Source organism: Mesorhizobium sp. M0923 (assembly GCF_040319365.1).
Classification (GTDB): Bacteria; Pseudomonadota; Alphaproteobacteria; order Rhizobiales; family Rhizobiaceae; genus Mesorhizobium.
The window spans coordinates 192506-207275 of sequence record NZ_JAMYNW010000007.1 but is presented as its reverse complement, the minus strand read 5'-3'; the positions used below and the strand labels follow the sequence as shown (position 1 = coordinate 207275).

Here is a 14770-nt window from a genome sequence, read left to right as displayed (position 1 = left end):
GTTTCGGATGAGTATTTGATCGTGCCGTGACCCGATAAAACTGTTATCGTGCCCTCGCGTCGGGGGCGAAACCATGCAGATCGAGGGGATGGGTTCGGGCAGCATCGGCCGCTGTTTGGCGGTTGTCCGTTGGCAGAGGCGTTACGCTGATGGCGCCAGTGCCGCCTCACAGCGCTGCAACGGCGCTAGCCTCCGGATCCGCGGCAAATGACGGATAATGCCAACGTCCTTGATGCAGTAGTAGTCGGGGCCGGCTGGGCCGGTCTGGGCGTCAGCTATTCGCTGGCTCGGCAAGGCTTGCGCCATGCCGTATTGGAGCGCGGCCGCATCGGAGAGACCTGGCGCACCCAGCGGTGGGATTCCTTCCGGATGAATACGCCCAACGTGCAGACCGTCATGCCCGGCGACTGCTATGACGGTTCGGATCCGTTCGGTGCCCTGACGCGCAACCAGTTCGTCGCCCTGCTTGAGGATTTCGCCAGGCGAAACGAATTGCCGGTCGAACCGGACACTGTGGTGACCGAGCTCGCCGGCGGGCACGAGAATGGCGGCTATCGGCTGATCACCTCGCGCGGAACACTTTTGGCACGCAACGTGGTGATCGCCAGCGGCAACTTGAATTGTCCGGTGCGCCCAGTTTGGGCCGCTGCGTTGCCGCCGGGCCTGCGCCAGATCGATGCTTCTGATTATCGCAGCGCCGCTGATCTCCCGGCTGGAGCGGTGCTGGTGGTCGGAAGCGGCCAGTCCGGTGCCCAGATCGCGGAAGAACTGGCGGAAGCAGGCCGAACAGTCTTCCTTGCCACCAGCCGGGTCGGGCGGCTCTCGCGGCACTACAGAGGTCGCGACATCATGCTCTGGCTCGTCGAAAGCGGATTTCTCGACGTGCGTCGAGACGAGATCATTCGACTTGCGGGGCGCATTCCACCTCGTGGTCTGCTTGGGGTAGAACACACGATAAGCCTGCAAGGGCTCGGCGCCCAAGGTGTCGTGCTGCTGGGGCGGTTCGCAGGCGTCGAAGATGACGGCCGTCTGTCATTCGCCGACGATCTCGAAGAGCATGTTCGTTTTGCGGATGAGGCCTCCGCCAACGTCAAACGCTATATCGACGAATACATCAGCCGCTCCGGAATCGATGCCCCCGTTTCGGAACCCGACCCAGCGGAGACTGTCGCAGCGCAGCTGCCGAATCCGGCTGTCCGTTCTCTTGATGCTGCCGAGTCCGGCATCACGACCGTGGTGTGGTGCACCGGATTCAAGGGCGATTTCAGTTGGGTGAGGCTTTCCGGTCTGCTCGACCCGGAAGGACAGCCTGTTCACGAGGATGGCGTGGCCGCCCTGCCAGGCATCTACTTCGCCGGGTTGGATTTCGCCTCCACGCGCAAATCAGGCATAATATTGGCGATTGCCGAGGAGGCCCATCGCCTTGCGGAACACATCGTGCGGCGTTCGTGACGACCTGGACACCGTCGGCAGGTTTCTAAACCCCCAAGCGGTGAACGGAAGCCGTCACGCCGCCTATCACAGCTTCCTGCAAGCACGCGGCCTTCCGCTGCGAGATGACCTTGTGATCGGCGGTGCAGAGGCGCGCAAGGCTGCGTTTGCCAATGTCACGGCGCTGGCCGCCCGCATGGACCGGCCGACCGCGCTTTTCGTCGAATCCGATCTTGCCGCCGTGACCGCCCTGCACGCATTCGAGGAGGCCGGGCTCTCCGTGCCGGGCGACATAGCGGTCATCGGGTGTGGCAATATCGACGAGGGCGAATTCAGTCATACGGCATTGACGACGATCGGTCCTGAAACGGCCCACTACGACCATTTTGCCGATCATCTGATCTCATTGATTTCGGCAACACCGGGCGCAATACCTACCCTTTTCAGCGTTTCGTGGCAGTTGGTCCGTCGCACGTCCGCATGAGCAGGATCGCCGCTATTTGACGCCTACGCTTTCAGGCCAGAGCGCCTGGATTTCCTTTGGCAGCGCATCTCGCACCTTTGCCGACTGGCCAAGGTCGATATGCCGTGCAAGCACGCGAAATACCGAGCGTACTGCATCCTCGGGATCGACAGGACGGGTCGATTTCAATTCATCGGCGATGTGTTGCAGGAACTCCTCGAGCGAGCGTGTCTTGTCGGGCATGTCGGCGGGCCGATAGCGATCATAGTAGGCGCCGCGCACGAGCAGCGGCAGTTCGGCTCCCAATTTGGCCGCCAGTCCGATCTGTAGCCTGTCCCGCAGGGTTCGCAGAACGGCGCCCAATGTGTGCCAGGCGACGTGGCGATCTGGACCAAGATCCGCCATGATCTCGTCGAGCCAGATGTTTGTTAGTTGCAGCGTTTTGTCAAAAACGTCCAAGCCGGTTGTGCTCATCGTCGCCTCCTCGAAAGGTTCTGCGGGCGAAACGGCGACCGGAGACAATTGTTTCGTGGTCCTGTGAAAATAGCCTGGCAAAGCGATGGAAGCCGGTTTAGGTCGGAGAGCCTCTTTGCGTCAGGTCTGCTCTTGGCGCTTCGGCTTCGCTGCCGACGAGCTTCGCCAGCTTCGGTGAGCGCCGTCTCGAGGCGCGCAGCTCTTCGAACGTCAACGGCGCGCGCAACCTTCCCATGGTCGTATCCGGCCATCTGCGTTCCGATCATGAAAGCCGTCTCTGCTGATCCGAAATGCGTCTTTGTCCCCCTAACTGGGCTTGCGCTCATCGGTTCCGAACGCCTCGCCGTCTAGGCCGGCAATGAGACCAGTCCTCACGTTGCCCGAACCGGATATCTCTTGCCGGACATCTCTTGACTGAATGAGCGGCCCGCGCCGACAATGGCATTGGGAAGATGGCGGGATGTCGTCCACGGTGTTCGGCACCACTTGCCGATCAAGCTGCGAAAGGCCTGTCATGGATTGGAAGCTGGAACTGGTCCCGGTCCCCGTATCGGATGTCGATAGAGCAATCGCCTTTTATGTCGGCAAGGTCGGCTTTCATCTCGATCACGACCACACCGTAAGCGACGAGATACGTTTCGTGCAATTGACGCCGCCCGGTTCGGCCTGTTCGATTGCCATGGGCAAGGGCCTCGTCGACAGCCCCCCGGGATCCATAAGAGGCCTGCAACTGGTCGTGCCCGATATTGATGAGGCACACCGGCACCTGGCAGCTCAAGGTATCGTGGTCAGCGATATCAAGGATTTTCCCTGGGGCAGATTTGTCTTCTTTGAGGATCCCGACGGCAACACCTGGTCTGTCCAGCAACTTCCACCTCGCAGCTGAGGCGGCGCGCTACGGCAGGGTCGCGCCCCGACGCAGATAGCGCGGGATGCACGCTTCAACTCGAACGCATCCCGGCCTAACGCCTCTTCTCGTCGAAGGCGGCGTTCCAATTGTGATAAGGCGCGCGAAAGGTGGGGATGCGGTTCTCGACATCGGCAAGCTCTTCGAACGGCTTGTGCGGTTCCGCCTGATACCAGAAAGCGACCGACGAGATGTCGTCAGAGCGGCGATTGGCGTGACCGTGCTCGATGGTCACCCGGATGCGTTTGTGAAAGATGACCGGGTCTTCTATGTGCCAGCGATAGAGCGTAACCGGCTCGGTCCAGTTCGGCCCGCCGGCGGCGATGATGCCGTGATAGGACGCACTGTAGTCCTGTGTCGGGCACCATGCCGTATTGAAATAATCTTCCGTGCCGGTGCCGTGCAGCGTCGGCGGCCATGCGTCGTTGGCGCCGGGGCTGGTCTCGCCACGATCGCCGACCAGTTCGGCCTTCGGGCCGATACGCGGATCGGGCTTGCGCACCGCATCCGGCACGGAAATGCCCGGCTCGCCATCGACGAAGATCATGTCGTCGCCCTCGCCATACCAGTCCCATAGAGGGGAACGGCGCCGCGAATAGACCGAATAGAGCAGGCCGACATAGTGGCCGTGACCCTCCGCCTCCAGGATGGTGTAGTTGCCGTTCCCGTCGGTATTTTCCCCGCCAAACAGGACCTGCTCGTTGGCCAGCCCCGTCTCGTCGATGCCATCGGGTCGCTGCTGCCTGTATTGGGCGTGGAAGCGGCCCAGGCCTTCCTCGAGTTCCTCATGCAGTTCGAGATCGACATAGTAATAGAAAAGCAGGTCGTCCTCAGCTTCATTGGTGACGGTGAAGCGCATATGGCTGGCAAACGGCATCGGAAAATAGCAGTTGAAGGCCTTGCCATCCTCTGGACTTGCCTGCACCGGCAGGCTGGCAAAATTGCGGGTGCGGGCATGGCCCATGCCGAAGAAATCGCCGATCGGTGTTTCGATGCTCGGATGTTCTTCACCATCCCAATAGGCGCGCAATACGATCTTGCGCAGGAAGTCCTCGCTCTTGCAGGCGAGCGTCGCCCAGATATGCGTGATGATGCCGGCACCATAATGCTCGGCAATCACCAGCGTCTGGCCAGGTTCAATATGCAGCCGGTCGTCATTGCCGCCGGTGCGGTCGTAGCTTGAGAACCGGCGGGTTTTGGCATCGCGCAATTTGGCGAGCCCGCGAAGCGGCGACAGGCCGGCATTATCCATGTGTTTCTCCTCTTGCTTCAGCGGTTATTTCAGGCCGCTTGTCTTGATGGATTCCATGATCTGGCGCTGGAAGATCACGAAGAGGACCAGCATCGGCACGGCGACGATGGTCGAGGCGGCCATGACATAATTCCAGGCGGCGGCGTACTGGCTCTTGAAGTTTGCGATGGCAACCTGCACCACCCAGAGGTTGAGGTCCGATGTGATCGTCAACGGCCACAGGAAAGCGTTCCAGTTGGCGAGAAAGAACAGGATCGCCAACGCCGACAGGATCGGCCGGCTGAGCGGCAGGATGATGCTCCAATAGATGCGCCAATAGCTGGCGCCATCCATGATCGCCGCTTCTTCCAGCTCCCTCGGCAGCGACAGGTAGTATTGCCTGAGCAGGAAGATGCCGAATGCGTTGAAGATCGCCGGAATGATCAGCCCGGCATAGCTGTCCAGCATGTGCAGCGTCCGCGTCAAAATGAACAGCGGCACGATGATCACCGGTAGCGACACCAGGAACGTCGAGAACATGGCGAGGAACAGGATGTCGCGGCCCGGAAAACGCAGCCGTGCGAGCGAATAGCCGGCCATCGAATGGAAGAACAGCGCAGCGACGGTCACCGTCGCCGACACGAAGAACGAGTTGAAAAGGTAGCGCAGGAACGGCACCTCGGTCAGCACATAGAGGAAATTGCCGAGCGTCGGCTGTTCCGGAATGAGGCTCGGCGTGAAGACGTCGCTCGCCGGCTTGAGCGAGATGACCAGCATCCAGACAAGCGGGAACACCGTCATCAGGCCAAGCGCCGCGGTCGCCAGCATCCAGGCAAGCCTCGCCGGTCGTATCTGCGAACGCGTGGAAGGAGTTCGGCTGTCAGTCATGCTCGAAACGTCCGCCGCGCGTCAGCAGGAAGAAGAACACCGTGACCAGCATCAGCGCCAGCACCAGCAGCGATGCCATTGCCGATGCATAGCCGAAGGCGCCGAACTGGAACGCCTGCTTGTAGATGTAGATGATCAGCACCGAGGTCGAATTGACGGGCCCGCCCTTGGTCATCACATAGATCAGGTCGAAGACCTGGCCGCCGGCGACAGCCGCGACCAGCGAGACCAGGAGGACGAAGAAGCTGGTCGGTTTGAGCAAGGGCAAGGTAATGTACCAGAAGCTTGTCACCGGCCCGGCGCCGTCGATCTTTGCGGCCTCGTAATACTCTGCCGGGATGTCCTGGAGCCCGCCGAGGAAGATCAGCATGTAAAAGCCCATCAGGAACCAGACGCTGACCAGCACCAGCGTGAACAGCGCCAGATTTGGATCGCCGAGCAGCGAAATTCCGCTGAGGCCGACGAGCGGCGCCAGCCGGCTGACGATGCCGACCTTCTCGACCAGCATGAGTTGCCAGACGAGCGCCACGACGACCAGGCTGACCATCTGCGGCGCAAAGAACATCGAGCGCATGACCGCGTTGAAGCGGTTGGTCTTCTGCACCAGAAGCGCCAGCCCCAGCCCGGCGGCGTAGAGCGCCGGCACCAGCATGACGGCATAGGCCACGGTCACCTTCACCGACGACCAGAACAGCGGATCGCTCCACATGCGCCGATAATTGCCGAGCCCGACGAATCTATAGCCGCCGAAGCCGTTGACCTCGAAAAACCCGACGGCGAGCGACAGCAGCATCGGCACGCCGACGAACACCAGCAGTCCGAGCGCATCGGGCAGGACGAACAGCCATGCGGCGTAGCGTTCCCTTTGCTTGGCGGTAAGGCAGCGAGCGGATTTGGCGCCCGCGGCCGGCGATTTCATCTCGTCTGCGTGCATGCTGGAAGGGGACCTAAAGGATCGGCGCGCCGGAATAGGAAGCGAGGAACGCGTCGAGTTGCTGACTGGCTGCCGTCGCGGCCTGCTGGGCATCGACCCCGCCAAGCTGTGCCGACTGGATGGCATCCGAGATGATCTTGTAGGCTTCAGGCGGAACCCGCGGTTCGGCACGCGTTCCCGGGTGGATTTCCTTGGCGAAGGTGCCGAACTTACCCGTGCTGAAGACATCGGCGCCGGCCTTCAGTGCGCTGTTGCGCGGCGGCATGTCGCTTTTGGCCACCGTGCACCAGTTGACGACCCGGTCGATCGATCCCTGATCCATCGATGCCAGCGCCCAGGCGCAGAACTGGGCGGAAGCATCCGGGTTCTTGCCCCCGGCATTGGCGACGAAGGCCCAGCCACCGCCGACGGTGACATATTTGCCATTGGCAGGTGTCGGCAATTTGAAGATGCCGTAGGGCACGTCCTTGGCGTTGTTGTCCATCGCCGAAATGCCCCAGATGCCGCAGTTCTGCATGGCGCACAGCCCTGCCCCGAGATTGGCGACGATGTCGAAGCCGCCGCCGACCACCTGACGCGGCGCCACACCGGTATTGATAGCATCCTGCCAGAGTTTAAGCGCCTGGACCGTGGCCGCCGAATCGAAGGCGCTCTTGCCGTCCTTACCCTGGAATTCGCCGCCGCCCTGCCACAGAAACGGATACCAGGTGAAGTTCTGGTAATAGCCAGGCGTCGTTTCGAACAGCACGCCATAACGGTTGGGCGTCGTCAGCTTCTTGGCAACCGCCAACAACTCGTCCCAGGTCTTCGGCACGTCGTTTTCGTTGAGCTTTGCTTCCTCGAACGCTTTGACCGAATAATAGAAGGCCATCGGCTCGACCTCCATCGGCACGCCGTAGATCTTGCCGTCGACCATGCGGTTGGCGATGACGCTTTCCGGGAAATCGGCTTTGGCGGCATCCTCGATATGCGGCGTCAGGTCGGCCAGTACGCCGCCATTGTAATAACGCAGGAAATCGCCGGGGCTGATGAGGAAGATGTCGGGGCCCTCGCCCGACGCGAAGGCCGTCGCCAGCTTGGAGCCGGAGATGTATTCGCTGTTGACGACATATTCGAGCTCGACCTTCTGGTCGTGGCCGTCGTTCCAGTCGGCCACCAGCTTTTCGAACCACTGGACCTGTGGCTTCACGTCTCCGCCCGGCGCATAGAACTGCCAGAATTTCAGCGGCGCTTCCTGAGCGCGCAAGGCCATCCTATTGATGAACGGGAAGCCTGTAAGGCCGGCGGCGGCGAAAGTGGCGCCGCCCTGGATCAGCCGACGGCGGTTGAGGGTCGTTTTGTCAGTCATCATTTCCTCCCTGGGTGTTGTTCGGTCGAACGTTGGCGAAGGACCTCCGTTCCCTCTGCCGGCATTTGGCGTCATGCGCTGTCGGATGGGCTCAACGCGCATGGGATCACTTCGGTGCGCGGCGCGCCCTCGACTTTGCCGCCCAGGCGCTCGAGCAGCATTTCCGTGGCGCGCTTGGCGAGCATTGTCGGGCTGTTGCCGACACGGGTCAGCTTCGGCCTGACATATTCCAGTTGAGGCAGGTCATCGAAGACCGCGATGGCGATATCCTGAGGGATATTAATCGCATGGTCGTAGAATTCAGTCAGCGCACCGGAGGCCATCAGATAATTGGCGAAGAACATCGCCGACGGCAGGTTTCCGCCGTGCTTGTCCAGGAGCCAAGCGACCGCCTCCCGTCCTGACGGGGCAAGATAGCTTCCCTCGAACCGAAGATCGGCGGCGATTGGCACGCCATTGTCGGCAAGCCCTTTCTCGAAGCCCGCGGCACGCGCCATCGCCTCCTTGAAAAAGGATGGCCCGGTGACATGGGCGACGCGGCGATGGCCCCTCTTCGCCAGATACTCGCCCATCAGATAGCCGCCGCCGAAATCGTCCAGCTGGACGCTGTCGACGGCTTGATTGGGGAGATTGCCGATGAAGACGGCGGGCAGATCGAGGTTGAGCAGCTCGCTGTGCATGCCGTGCAGCGCGAAGTCGGCAACGATGACGCCGTCGACCCGCTTGCGCCCGATCTGGCGCAAATACTCGCGGCCGTGATCCTGTGAATGTCCGCCCGGTACGTCGGTGTTGAAGATCAGCATGTCGAGGCCGACCACTTCGAGCGTCGACTGCGCCGTCTTCACCAGCTCCGGGTAGAACGGGTTGCGGATGTCGGGGATCAGCATCGCGATGATGTTGGTGCGGCCGGTGCGCAGACTTTGCGCCTGCGGGTTCGGCGTGTAGCCGAGTTCGTCGATCGCCGCTTGCACGCGTTCACGCAGCGATTTCGACACCCGGTCGGCATGGTTGATGACATGCGACACGGTCGTGCGCGACACGCCCGCTCGCGTGGCAACCTTGGAAATCGTGCTCATGGTGATAGGTTATGAGCACATGAATGCATTTGCAAATCGATTTTACCGACGCCTCGCAGATTCGAGTTGTCCGGCGGATTGCTGCACAAATCACCAAAAGAAAAAGGCCGGACTGTTAAGTCCGGCCAAGCGTGAAGGTCTATAACCTCCAGAGGGGAACGCGCCGGACGCAATGGGAGGAGACATCCGACGCAACTTAGATATGGGTCTGTATTGGTGACGTTTCAACGACATGGCAGTGGACCAACGTCGCTGTTGCCATAGTGCCAGGAACGCAAAGCATTCAAAGGGAGCGGTGGATCGCAGCTGCCAGTCGGATACAAAGGTTGCCGAATGCAAGGCGGGGTCCATTGCTCCTGGCATAGGGACTTCAGTCTGTCGACCAAGGACCTGCACGGCCAAACTTTGGTCCGAGGCTGCTATCGCAAAAGCCCGAAATGCGAGAGTTTCAGGAACTGAGTTCCAAAGAACCCCGTTGCGATGCCGACTGGTACAGGAGGCCGCTATGGACCCGAGCATTCATCAGGCACGTTGGCTGCTTTTTCCGTTGTTTGGCCTGTGTTTCGGGATCGCGGCCATTGGATTTATTGTTGGCTGACGGTGGGAAGTCGGCGCTATCACCGAGAGACGCAACCAACGGAAGGCAAAAGACTTGCGCAGTAAATAGTCCCTTCCTGCGCCAGCGAGACCCACCAGTTACCATCGTGGGACTGGTGGGTCTTGACGTCCCGGATACAAACCATTGTTTTAAGCATGACACGAAGTCGAACAGGAGGCAGCACGACAGGTCCGTATGATTAAGGGGATTTACGACATGCGACTGGCAAGTTCATTGATGACGACCCGGAGACGAAGGACCAGATCTTCACGAGGACGTCGTGTCCGTATTTCCGTAATCGTGTTGACCTTCATTCTCGTCGTAGGCCCGTATCGCGTCATGTTCGACGGACCGTCGCCGACGCTCGGCCTGCAGGCCGCCTGTGCCAAAGACGGTGGGAACGGCAACGGCAATGGCGGAAACGGGAACGGGAACGGGAATTCAGGCAATTCGGGTGGAAACTCCGGCAATTCAAACTCGAACGCTGGAGCCGGCAAGGGCAAAGCAAAGTCGCAGGACGACAATCCCCCTGATCCCGCCCCTTTGGTAAACCCCGACAGCAAGCCAAAACTCTTTGTCAACGCGACCACAGGAGACCGGGTCGAGGTGCGTGGGCCGAGCATTGGCGTGGTGCATTCGAACGGCCTCAGCGAACGCATCGACAGCGGCCAATATGAAATGCGGGATGCCAAGGGCCGCACCATCATTCGGCGCCTGGCGACGCGTTCCGATCGGGACAGATTGCTTGAAATGATCAACTGAGGGCCAGTTCACATAGCTGCGCTGTGCGGCAATTTTGGCTCAAGCATGATCGCGAACAGGCGGATGCTGGCGCTCAGTCGCGTCGCGCAACGTCATTGCGGCTTCGGTCCTGTTGCTGACGTTGAGCTTGGCCAGGATTCGCGTCATGTGGTGCTTTATCGTTTTCTCATGCAGGTTCAGCCGAAGCCCGATCCGCTTGTTGCTCAGTCCCGCGGCAACCAGCGTCAGGATCTCCCTTTCGCGGCTGGTGAGTTCGGCAAGTCCGTCAGCTTTCGCCGGCTCTTTTGATTGAGCCGACAGATCGGCCAACAGGCGCGCCGATAATTGTGGACAGACATATCGTTCGCCCGACGCTACCGTGCGCAGGATCGCAGCCAACGTCCTCGACCCGACCCCCTTCAAAACATAGCCCCTTGCCCCGCTCTGCAACGCGGTCATCACGTGCTGGTTTTCTTCCGAAACGGTCAGCATCACGATTTTCAATGCCGGCTGCCGCTCCAGGGCCGGTCCGATCACACCAAGGCCACCTCCGGGAACCGAGATGTCCATCAGCAGAATGTCGGGCCGCTGGTCTTCGATTATCCGCAGGGCGTCATCTCTGCTGCTTCCTTCACCGACTATCTCGAATCCGCCGATCTGATCGAGCGTGCGCACAACGCCTTCCCTGAACAGAGGGTGGTCGTCGACGATGGCAAGCTTGATGGCTGCGGTCATGTCTGCCCCATTTCAACGATGTTGAGAGCCATTTTCACGATCGTGCCACTTTGTGAGGAAGTCACGGTAAACTGGCCCCCGAGGCTTTCCACCCGCTCGCGCAGCCCAACGAGCCCCAGCCTCTCGGGACGCACGATTTGTGGGTCAAAGCCAGGGCCGGCGTCGGACACTTCGATACAAACGCGCTCGCCGTCGAAATGTTTCTCGACCGACTGACCTTCACCTCCGGCATGGCGAAATCCATTGTTCAGCGCCTCCTGGACGAAGCGGAAGATGCAGATCTTGGCCGCCGGCGACAACGTCGCATGGCCGCCGGTCATCGATAGCGCCACTTTGGCTCCGGTTCGTTCTTCGTGCGCTTGCACGGCAAGCTCGAGAATTTCGGCCAACTCGGCATGCTCGATATGCGGCAGGACAAGGCCCTTGCTGATGCTCCTGATCTCGCGCATGGCATCGTCCAGATGTGCTTTCACAGCCAGCAATTCCTGTGCACGCTTCGGTTGCGGCGTAGCGGGATCGGCAATGAGGGGGCTGTCGATCCCCAGCGCCGCGAGAGCAACCAGTTGGGCCGGCCCATCGTGCAAGTCCGCACCGATGCGCCTGAGATAGCGTTCGTTGAGTGCGGTGGCGCGCTGCGAGGCACGCTGCACCTTCAGCCTCAACAGTCTGTTTTGAGCAAGCAGGTCGGAGAGTTCAGCAATGCGCTGCTTCAACGAGCGGCTCTGCGAACTGATCGTGCGGCTGCCACGGAACACGATTGCCGACAGCCCGAGAAAGAAGGCCGTTGTGACGGCGGCAACGTCCAGCCAGGTTCGAATAAGTGCCTGATGCAGGTTTCTTTCGAAATCAGTGGCGACCTCGTAGAATTCCGAAACGGCCACCACTTCCCCCGACCATGGCTGCAGCACCGGGTTGTAGATCTCGAGGAGATGCAAGCCGCTGGCTCTTTCGGCCTCGCTGTCCGGATCGTCGAGCTTGTCGAACTCCGAAACCATTTGGCCTGCAAACGCCGCGCGGAGATTGCCGCTGGGTTCAAAGCGCTTGCCGATCAATGTCTTGTCGGTCGAATACAGGATGGTTCCGTCGCGACGCCAGAGCTTGAAGGATTCGAGCCTTGTGCCGAGTGCCCCTTGTCCCAGCGTTTCATCGAGCGCGTGGGCGACGCTCTCGTCGAGGACTTCGCTCTTGCGCATATCCGGAAGCAGCGGCGCGATAACGCTGTCCACGTAAAGAGCCGTAGCGGATGCCGAATTCTGCGTGACCACGGCTTCTATGTGGCTCGTGACTGAAATCCCCACCACCACCATGGCCGACAGGGAGAATAGACCACCCGCGAGCAGGAACTGCGTGGCCAGCGACAACGCGTTCCAGCGGCCGACAAGGCTTGTCACCCAGTGTGGCCTAGTGTTCCGAGTGGCCCGCTCGGCAACACGCCGCATCAGTGGCGCGATTCTGGAGAACCGGCTAATTTGCTGTCGAACGTCGCTAAAAGACGCCATCCTTGGTGTGTAACCGATCAATTGCGATGGAACTAGGGCCTGATGAGAGGGCGAACAGCGCATCCGGCGCTTTTTTGCGCAACTGTCTCATTGCGTCGTTCGGTAAAGCTCGGACGCGGCCTGCTTCAGTGCCGCCCGTCCATCCGGCCTCAGATACATCATGTGCCCGCCTTCCAGCACCTCGGCGCGAATGGGCTTTGCGCCGGCAAGTGAAGGAATTTGACCAAGCAGGTAGCGCGAGCCCATGTACGGCGTCACCAGGTCGCTGTAGCCGTTGACGATCAGCACGCCGAGATTGGGGTTCAGCGTGCGCGCCTGCTGAAGGTCGTCCATGACACCCGCATAGCCCTGACGCGTCGGGCTCGTTCCATAGTCCCAATTGCCGCTAACTTCGCGGTTGAGAAGCCGATAGCTGATATCCGTACGGAAGTTCAATTCATCACGCACGTAGCCGACGAAAGCAGAGGTGAGCGCCGGCACGCTTCGGTCGAGCACCGGATCGGGACCCTCGACTCCAAGGCTCTCTGGCGCCACGTCCGCCGTCGCGATGTTGCCGTCATAGGCGCTGAGAACATTGCCCTTTGCCCGTGCAAACTCCTTGGCAAAGAGCCCTATGGGAATGCGTGCAAAGTGCCGCTGGACAAGGTTGAGCGGCAGACCGGTGATTTCGGCGACACGCTGGCTCGCCAGCCGTCCACCTTGCTCCAGTCCACCGGCTAGCGCGGCCAGATAATCGCCGAGCGCATAGCGTTCGACTTCTGCCAGCCGCTCCTGCAGAGCCGGGCCGGAAACGCCTTCGCTGTGCAGGCGCACTGCCGCCAGCGACGGCAGTTCCAGCGCCCAGTGGAGCGGCTGGAACTCGTCCGGGCGCACCAGCGTGAATTCGAGCGCCGGCGAAATCAGCACGACGCCGCTCGGGCTGATGCCGATGTCTTCCTGAAGCTTCCTGGCGAGCAATGCCGCCCGAAACCCGCCATAGCTTTCGCCGGCAAGAAACACCGGCGATGCCGTGCGGTTGGTCTGCGCCAGATAGAGCCGGATGAACGCGCCTATCGACGCGGCGTCCTGACTGACGCCCCAGAAGCTGTGTGCCTCCGTGCCGGGCGCTTCACGGCTGTAACCGGTTCCGACAGGGTCCACAAAGACCAAGTCGGTCATGTCGAGCCAAGTGTCGGGGTTATCGAACAGCCTCTGTGGCGGCGGCAGGAAACTTCCATCGGCCGCCGTCGCCAGGACCCGCGGACCGAGCGCGCCGAGGTGCAGATAGGCGGAAGCTGCTCCCGGACCGCCATTAAACACGAAGGTGATCGGACGCCGCGGATCCGGTCCCGTTTCTTTTCCGGGATGCAGTGCATAGGCGACATAGAAAATCTCGGCGGTGATATCGCCTTTGCCGGACGGCAATGACAGCGTGCCGGCCTTGGCCTCGTAATCGAGCGTGCGTCCGGCGATGACGATCGAATGATCGGAAGTCTGCGGCGGCGGCAGGAGCGAGAGAACCCCGCCTGTGGGCGGCGGCCGCTGGGCCGCCTCCGCATGACTGGCCCCAGCGCCGGCGGCCAACAGCAGAAGAGCGAGGGCGATTTCTTGCAGCTTGATAAGCATGACGTCTCCGGAGCAATTGGCTGGAAACTAGCACACCGTCGGCCGAACCAAAGTCACAGCACCGTGCGCCAGTACTCGGCGTCCAGGCGGAAGACAGGGTGCGAGGGTCATGGCAGCAGCGTCAACCCCTTGCAGCAGATGCGCGGCGGTGGCGCACCAAACGACTTCGTGAATTTCTGCCGGTTGACTCGACTGGCTCACTTCCTAGGTTGGCATTCGGGGCTCCCATGCAATCCGAAGTTGGTATGACATCTTTCCACACACGAAAGCTTGCCCTTCTCGTTCTATCCGTAAGCGCCGCCATCCTGTCCTCCTGCGTCATGCCCGACGACACGTCGAGCACTGCGAAGGAGGACGCCACGGCGGCAGCAGCCCGCAAGGAGATGGTCGGCCTTAGCGAAGCGGATGTTCGAATGTGTGCCGGCTTTCCGACAGCCACCGCCGATGTTGGCAGATCCGGCCAGATCTGGACCTATCAGCGCGTCGTTCAACGCGGCAATCTCAACATTGTGGTTCCGACCGTGGCCATTGGCCCCGTCCCGGCGCTCGGAGGTTCCGTCAACGTCGCCCCCGGCGGCTATTGCAATACGCAAATTCGAATGGTTGACGGCCATGTTGCCGAGGTCGCCTACGCCGGTGACAACAACCTGCCGAACAACCGCGACGGACTCTGTGTCAGCACGGTGGACGCCTGTGTCGCCTATGCCCGTCAGCGCCATCCAGTCAAGGCGATGGGTCGCACGCGGTAACCGGGATCAGACACGCCTCTGATTGATTTGCCGGCTAATGGATGCTGCCGGATCTCGATTTGAGCACCAACGACTTACCTAAATTTCTGCT

At 60.9% G+C, this 14770-nt stretch carries 14 protein-coding genes; 5 read left to right on the top strand and 9 right to left on the bottom strand.

All coding sequences use genetic code 11. The features are described from left to right. Positions 1–207 precede the first annotated feature (207 nt). Together NKH89_RS14710 and NKH89_RS14705 are read left to right on the top strand one after the other, a co-directional pair. Positions 208–1452 (top strand): flavin-containing monooxygenase, encoded by a 1245-nt coding sequence (locus NKH89_RS14710; RefSeq protein ID WP_352482017.1) that lies wholly within the window; start codon positions 208–210, stop codon positions 1450–1452. Next, positions 1424–1915, top strand: a complete 492-nt coding sequence (locus NKH89_RS14705; RefSeq protein WP_198030514.1) for a substrate-binding domain-containing protein — start codon at positions 1424–1426, stop codon at positions 1913–1915. Before NKH89_RS14710 ends, NKH89_RS14705 begins: the two co-directional genes overlap by 29 nt. A 12-nt stretch (positions 1916–1927) precedes the next feature. Here NKH89_RS14705 and NKH89_RS14700 read toward each other — a convergent pair whose 3' ends face one another. Beyond that, entirely contained in the window at positions 1928–2368 is a 441-nt protein-coding gene (locus NKH89_RS14700) for a DUF2267 domain-containing protein (RefSeq protein WP_023720283.1), read from the bottom strand. A gap of 514 nt (positions 2369–2882) precedes the next feature. Between NKH89_RS14700 and NKH89_RS14695 the strand changes: the two genes are divergently transcribed. After that, positions 2883–3254, top strand: coding sequence for a VOC family protein (locus NKH89_RS14695; RefSeq protein ID WP_352494756.1), 372 nt, complete (start codon positions 2883–2885; stop codon positions 3252–3254). Positions 3255–3330: 76 nt separating this feature from the next. Here the strand turns inward: NKH89_RS14695 and NKH89_RS14690 are convergent, their stop codons facing one another. From NKH89_RS14690 to NKH89_RS14670, 5 genes are all read right to left on the bottom strand, one after another. Continuing rightward, a complete protein-coding gene (locus NKH89_RS14690) occupies positions 3331–4527 on the bottom strand; it encodes a glycoside hydrolase family 172 protein (protein WP_023720279.1) in 1197 nt (398 codons plus the stop codon). A gap of 24 nt (positions 4528–4551) precedes the next feature. Next, positions 4552–5394 carry a carbohydrate ABC transporter permease gene (locus NKH89_RS14685; protein WP_352909199.1) on the bottom strand — a complete coding sequence of 281 codons (843 nt, stop codon included), beginning with the start codon at positions 5392–5394 and terminating at the stop codon, positions 4552–4554. Then, entirely contained in the window at positions 5387–6313 is a 927-nt protein-coding gene (locus tag NKH89_RS14680) for a carbohydrate ABC transporter permease (RefSeq protein WP_352494755.1), read from the bottom strand. The genes NKH89_RS14685 and NKH89_RS14680 overlap by 8 nt, the downstream gene beginning before the upstream one ends. A gap of 28 nt (positions 6314–6341) precedes the next feature. After that, positions 6342–7676: an ABC transporter substrate-binding protein gene (locus NKH89_RS14675; protein WP_352494754.1), complete on the bottom strand. Its 1335-nt coding sequence runs from the start codon at positions 7674–7676 to the stop codon at positions 6342–6344. Positions 7677–7747: 71 nt separating this feature from the next. Beyond that, positions 7748–8752, bottom strand: a complete 1005-nt coding sequence (locus tag NKH89_RS14670) for a LacI family DNA-binding transcriptional regulator (protein ID WP_352494753.1) — start codon at positions 8750–8752, stop codon at positions 7748–7750. 901 nt (positions 8753–9653) lie between these two features. On the opposite strand from NKH89_RS14670, the gene NKH89_RS14665 reads away from it, so the two are divergent. Next, positions 9654–10112 (top strand): hypothetical protein, encoded by a 459-nt coding sequence (locus NKH89_RS14665; protein ID WP_352494752.1) that lies wholly within the window; start codon positions 9654–9656, stop codon positions 10110–10112. Positions 10113–10151: 39 nt separating this feature from the next. Here NKH89_RS14665 and NKH89_RS14660 read toward each other — a convergent pair whose 3' ends face one another. The 3 genes from NKH89_RS14660 to NKH89_RS14650 form a co-directional block, all read right to left on the bottom strand. Next, positions 10152–10826: a LuxR C-terminal-related transcriptional regulator gene (locus tag NKH89_RS14660; RefSeq protein ID WP_352482007.1), complete on the bottom strand. Its 675-nt coding sequence runs from the start codon at positions 10824–10826 to the stop codon at positions 10152–10154. After that, on the bottom strand, positions 10823–12265 hold the full coding sequence (locus NKH89_RS14655) for a sensor histidine kinase (RefSeq protein ID WP_352494792.1): 1443 nt from the start codon (positions 12263–12265) through the stop codon (positions 10823–10825). Before NKH89_RS14655 ends, NKH89_RS14660 begins: the two co-directional genes overlap by 4 nt. 147 nt (positions 12266–12412) lie before the next feature. After that, the gene (locus NKH89_RS14650; RefSeq protein WP_352482006.1) at positions 12413–13930 is read right to left on the bottom strand and encodes a S10 family peptidase; all 1518 of its coding nucleotides are present in this window, start codon (positions 13928–13930) and stop codon (positions 12413–12415) included. Between the two features lie 320 nt (positions 13931–14250). On the opposite strand from NKH89_RS14650, the gene NKH89_RS14645 reads away from it, so the two are divergent. Then, the gene (locus NKH89_RS14645) at positions 14251–14679 is read left to right on the top strand and encodes a hypothetical protein (protein ID WP_352482004.1); all 429 of its coding nucleotides are present in this window, start codon (positions 14251–14253) and stop codon (positions 14677–14679) included. The last annotated feature ends 91 nt before the right edge of the window (positions 14680–14770 follow it).

What these genes read in the sequence shown, in the direction of transcription:
- NKH89_RS14685 (WP_352909199.1), bottom strand. Translation starts at nt 5,394, where the DNA reads ATGACTGACAGCCGAACTCCTTCCACGCGTTCGCAGATACGACCGGCG.
- NKH89_RS14675 (WP_352494754.1), bottom strand. Translation starts at nt 7,676, where the DNA reads ATGACTGACAAAACGACCCTCAACCGCCGTCGGCTGATCCAGGGCGGC.
- NKH89_RS14655 (WP_352494792.1), bottom strand. Translation starts at nt 12,265, where the DNA reads ATGCGGCGTGTTGCCGAGCGGGCCACTCGGAACACTAGGCCACACTGG.
- NKH89_RS14700 (WP_023720283.1), bottom strand. Translation starts at nt 2,368, where the DNA reads ATGAGCACAACCGGCTTGGACGTTTTTGACAAAACGCTGCAACTAACA.
- NKH89_RS14645 (WP_352482004.1), top strand. Translation starts at nt 14,251, where the DNA reads ATGCCCGACGACACGTCGAGCACTGCGAAGGAGGACGCCACGGCGGCA.
- NKH89_RS14670 (WP_352494753.1), bottom strand. Translation starts at nt 8,752, where the DNA reads ATGAGCACGATTTCCAAGGTTGCCACGCGAGCGGGCGTGTCGCGCACG.
- NKH89_RS14710 (WP_352482017.1), top strand. Translation starts at nt 208, where the DNA reads ATGACGGATAATGCCAACGTCCTTGATGCAGTAGTAGTCGGGGCCGGC.
- NKH89_RS14690 (WP_023720279.1), bottom strand. Translation starts at nt 4,527, where the DNA reads ATGGATAATGCCGGCCTGTCGCCGCTTCGCGGGCTCGCCAAATTGCGC.
- NKH89_RS14650 (WP_352482006.1), bottom strand. Translation starts at nt 13,930, where the DNA reads ATGCTTATCAAGCTGCAAGAAATCGCCCTCGCTCTTCTGCTGTTGGCC.
- NKH89_RS14695 (WP_352494756.1), top strand. Translation starts at nt 2,883, where the DNA reads ATGGATTGGAAGCTGGAACTGGTCCCGGTCCCCGTATCGGATGTCGAT.
- NKH89_RS14680 (WP_352494755.1), bottom strand. Translation starts at nt 6,313, where the DNA reads ATGAAATCGCCGGCCGCGGGCGCCAAATCCGCTCGCTGCCTTACCGCC.
- NKH89_RS14660 (WP_352482007.1), bottom strand. Translation starts at nt 10,826, where the DNA reads ATGACCGCAGCCATCAAGCTTGCCATCGTCGACGACCACCCTCTGTTC.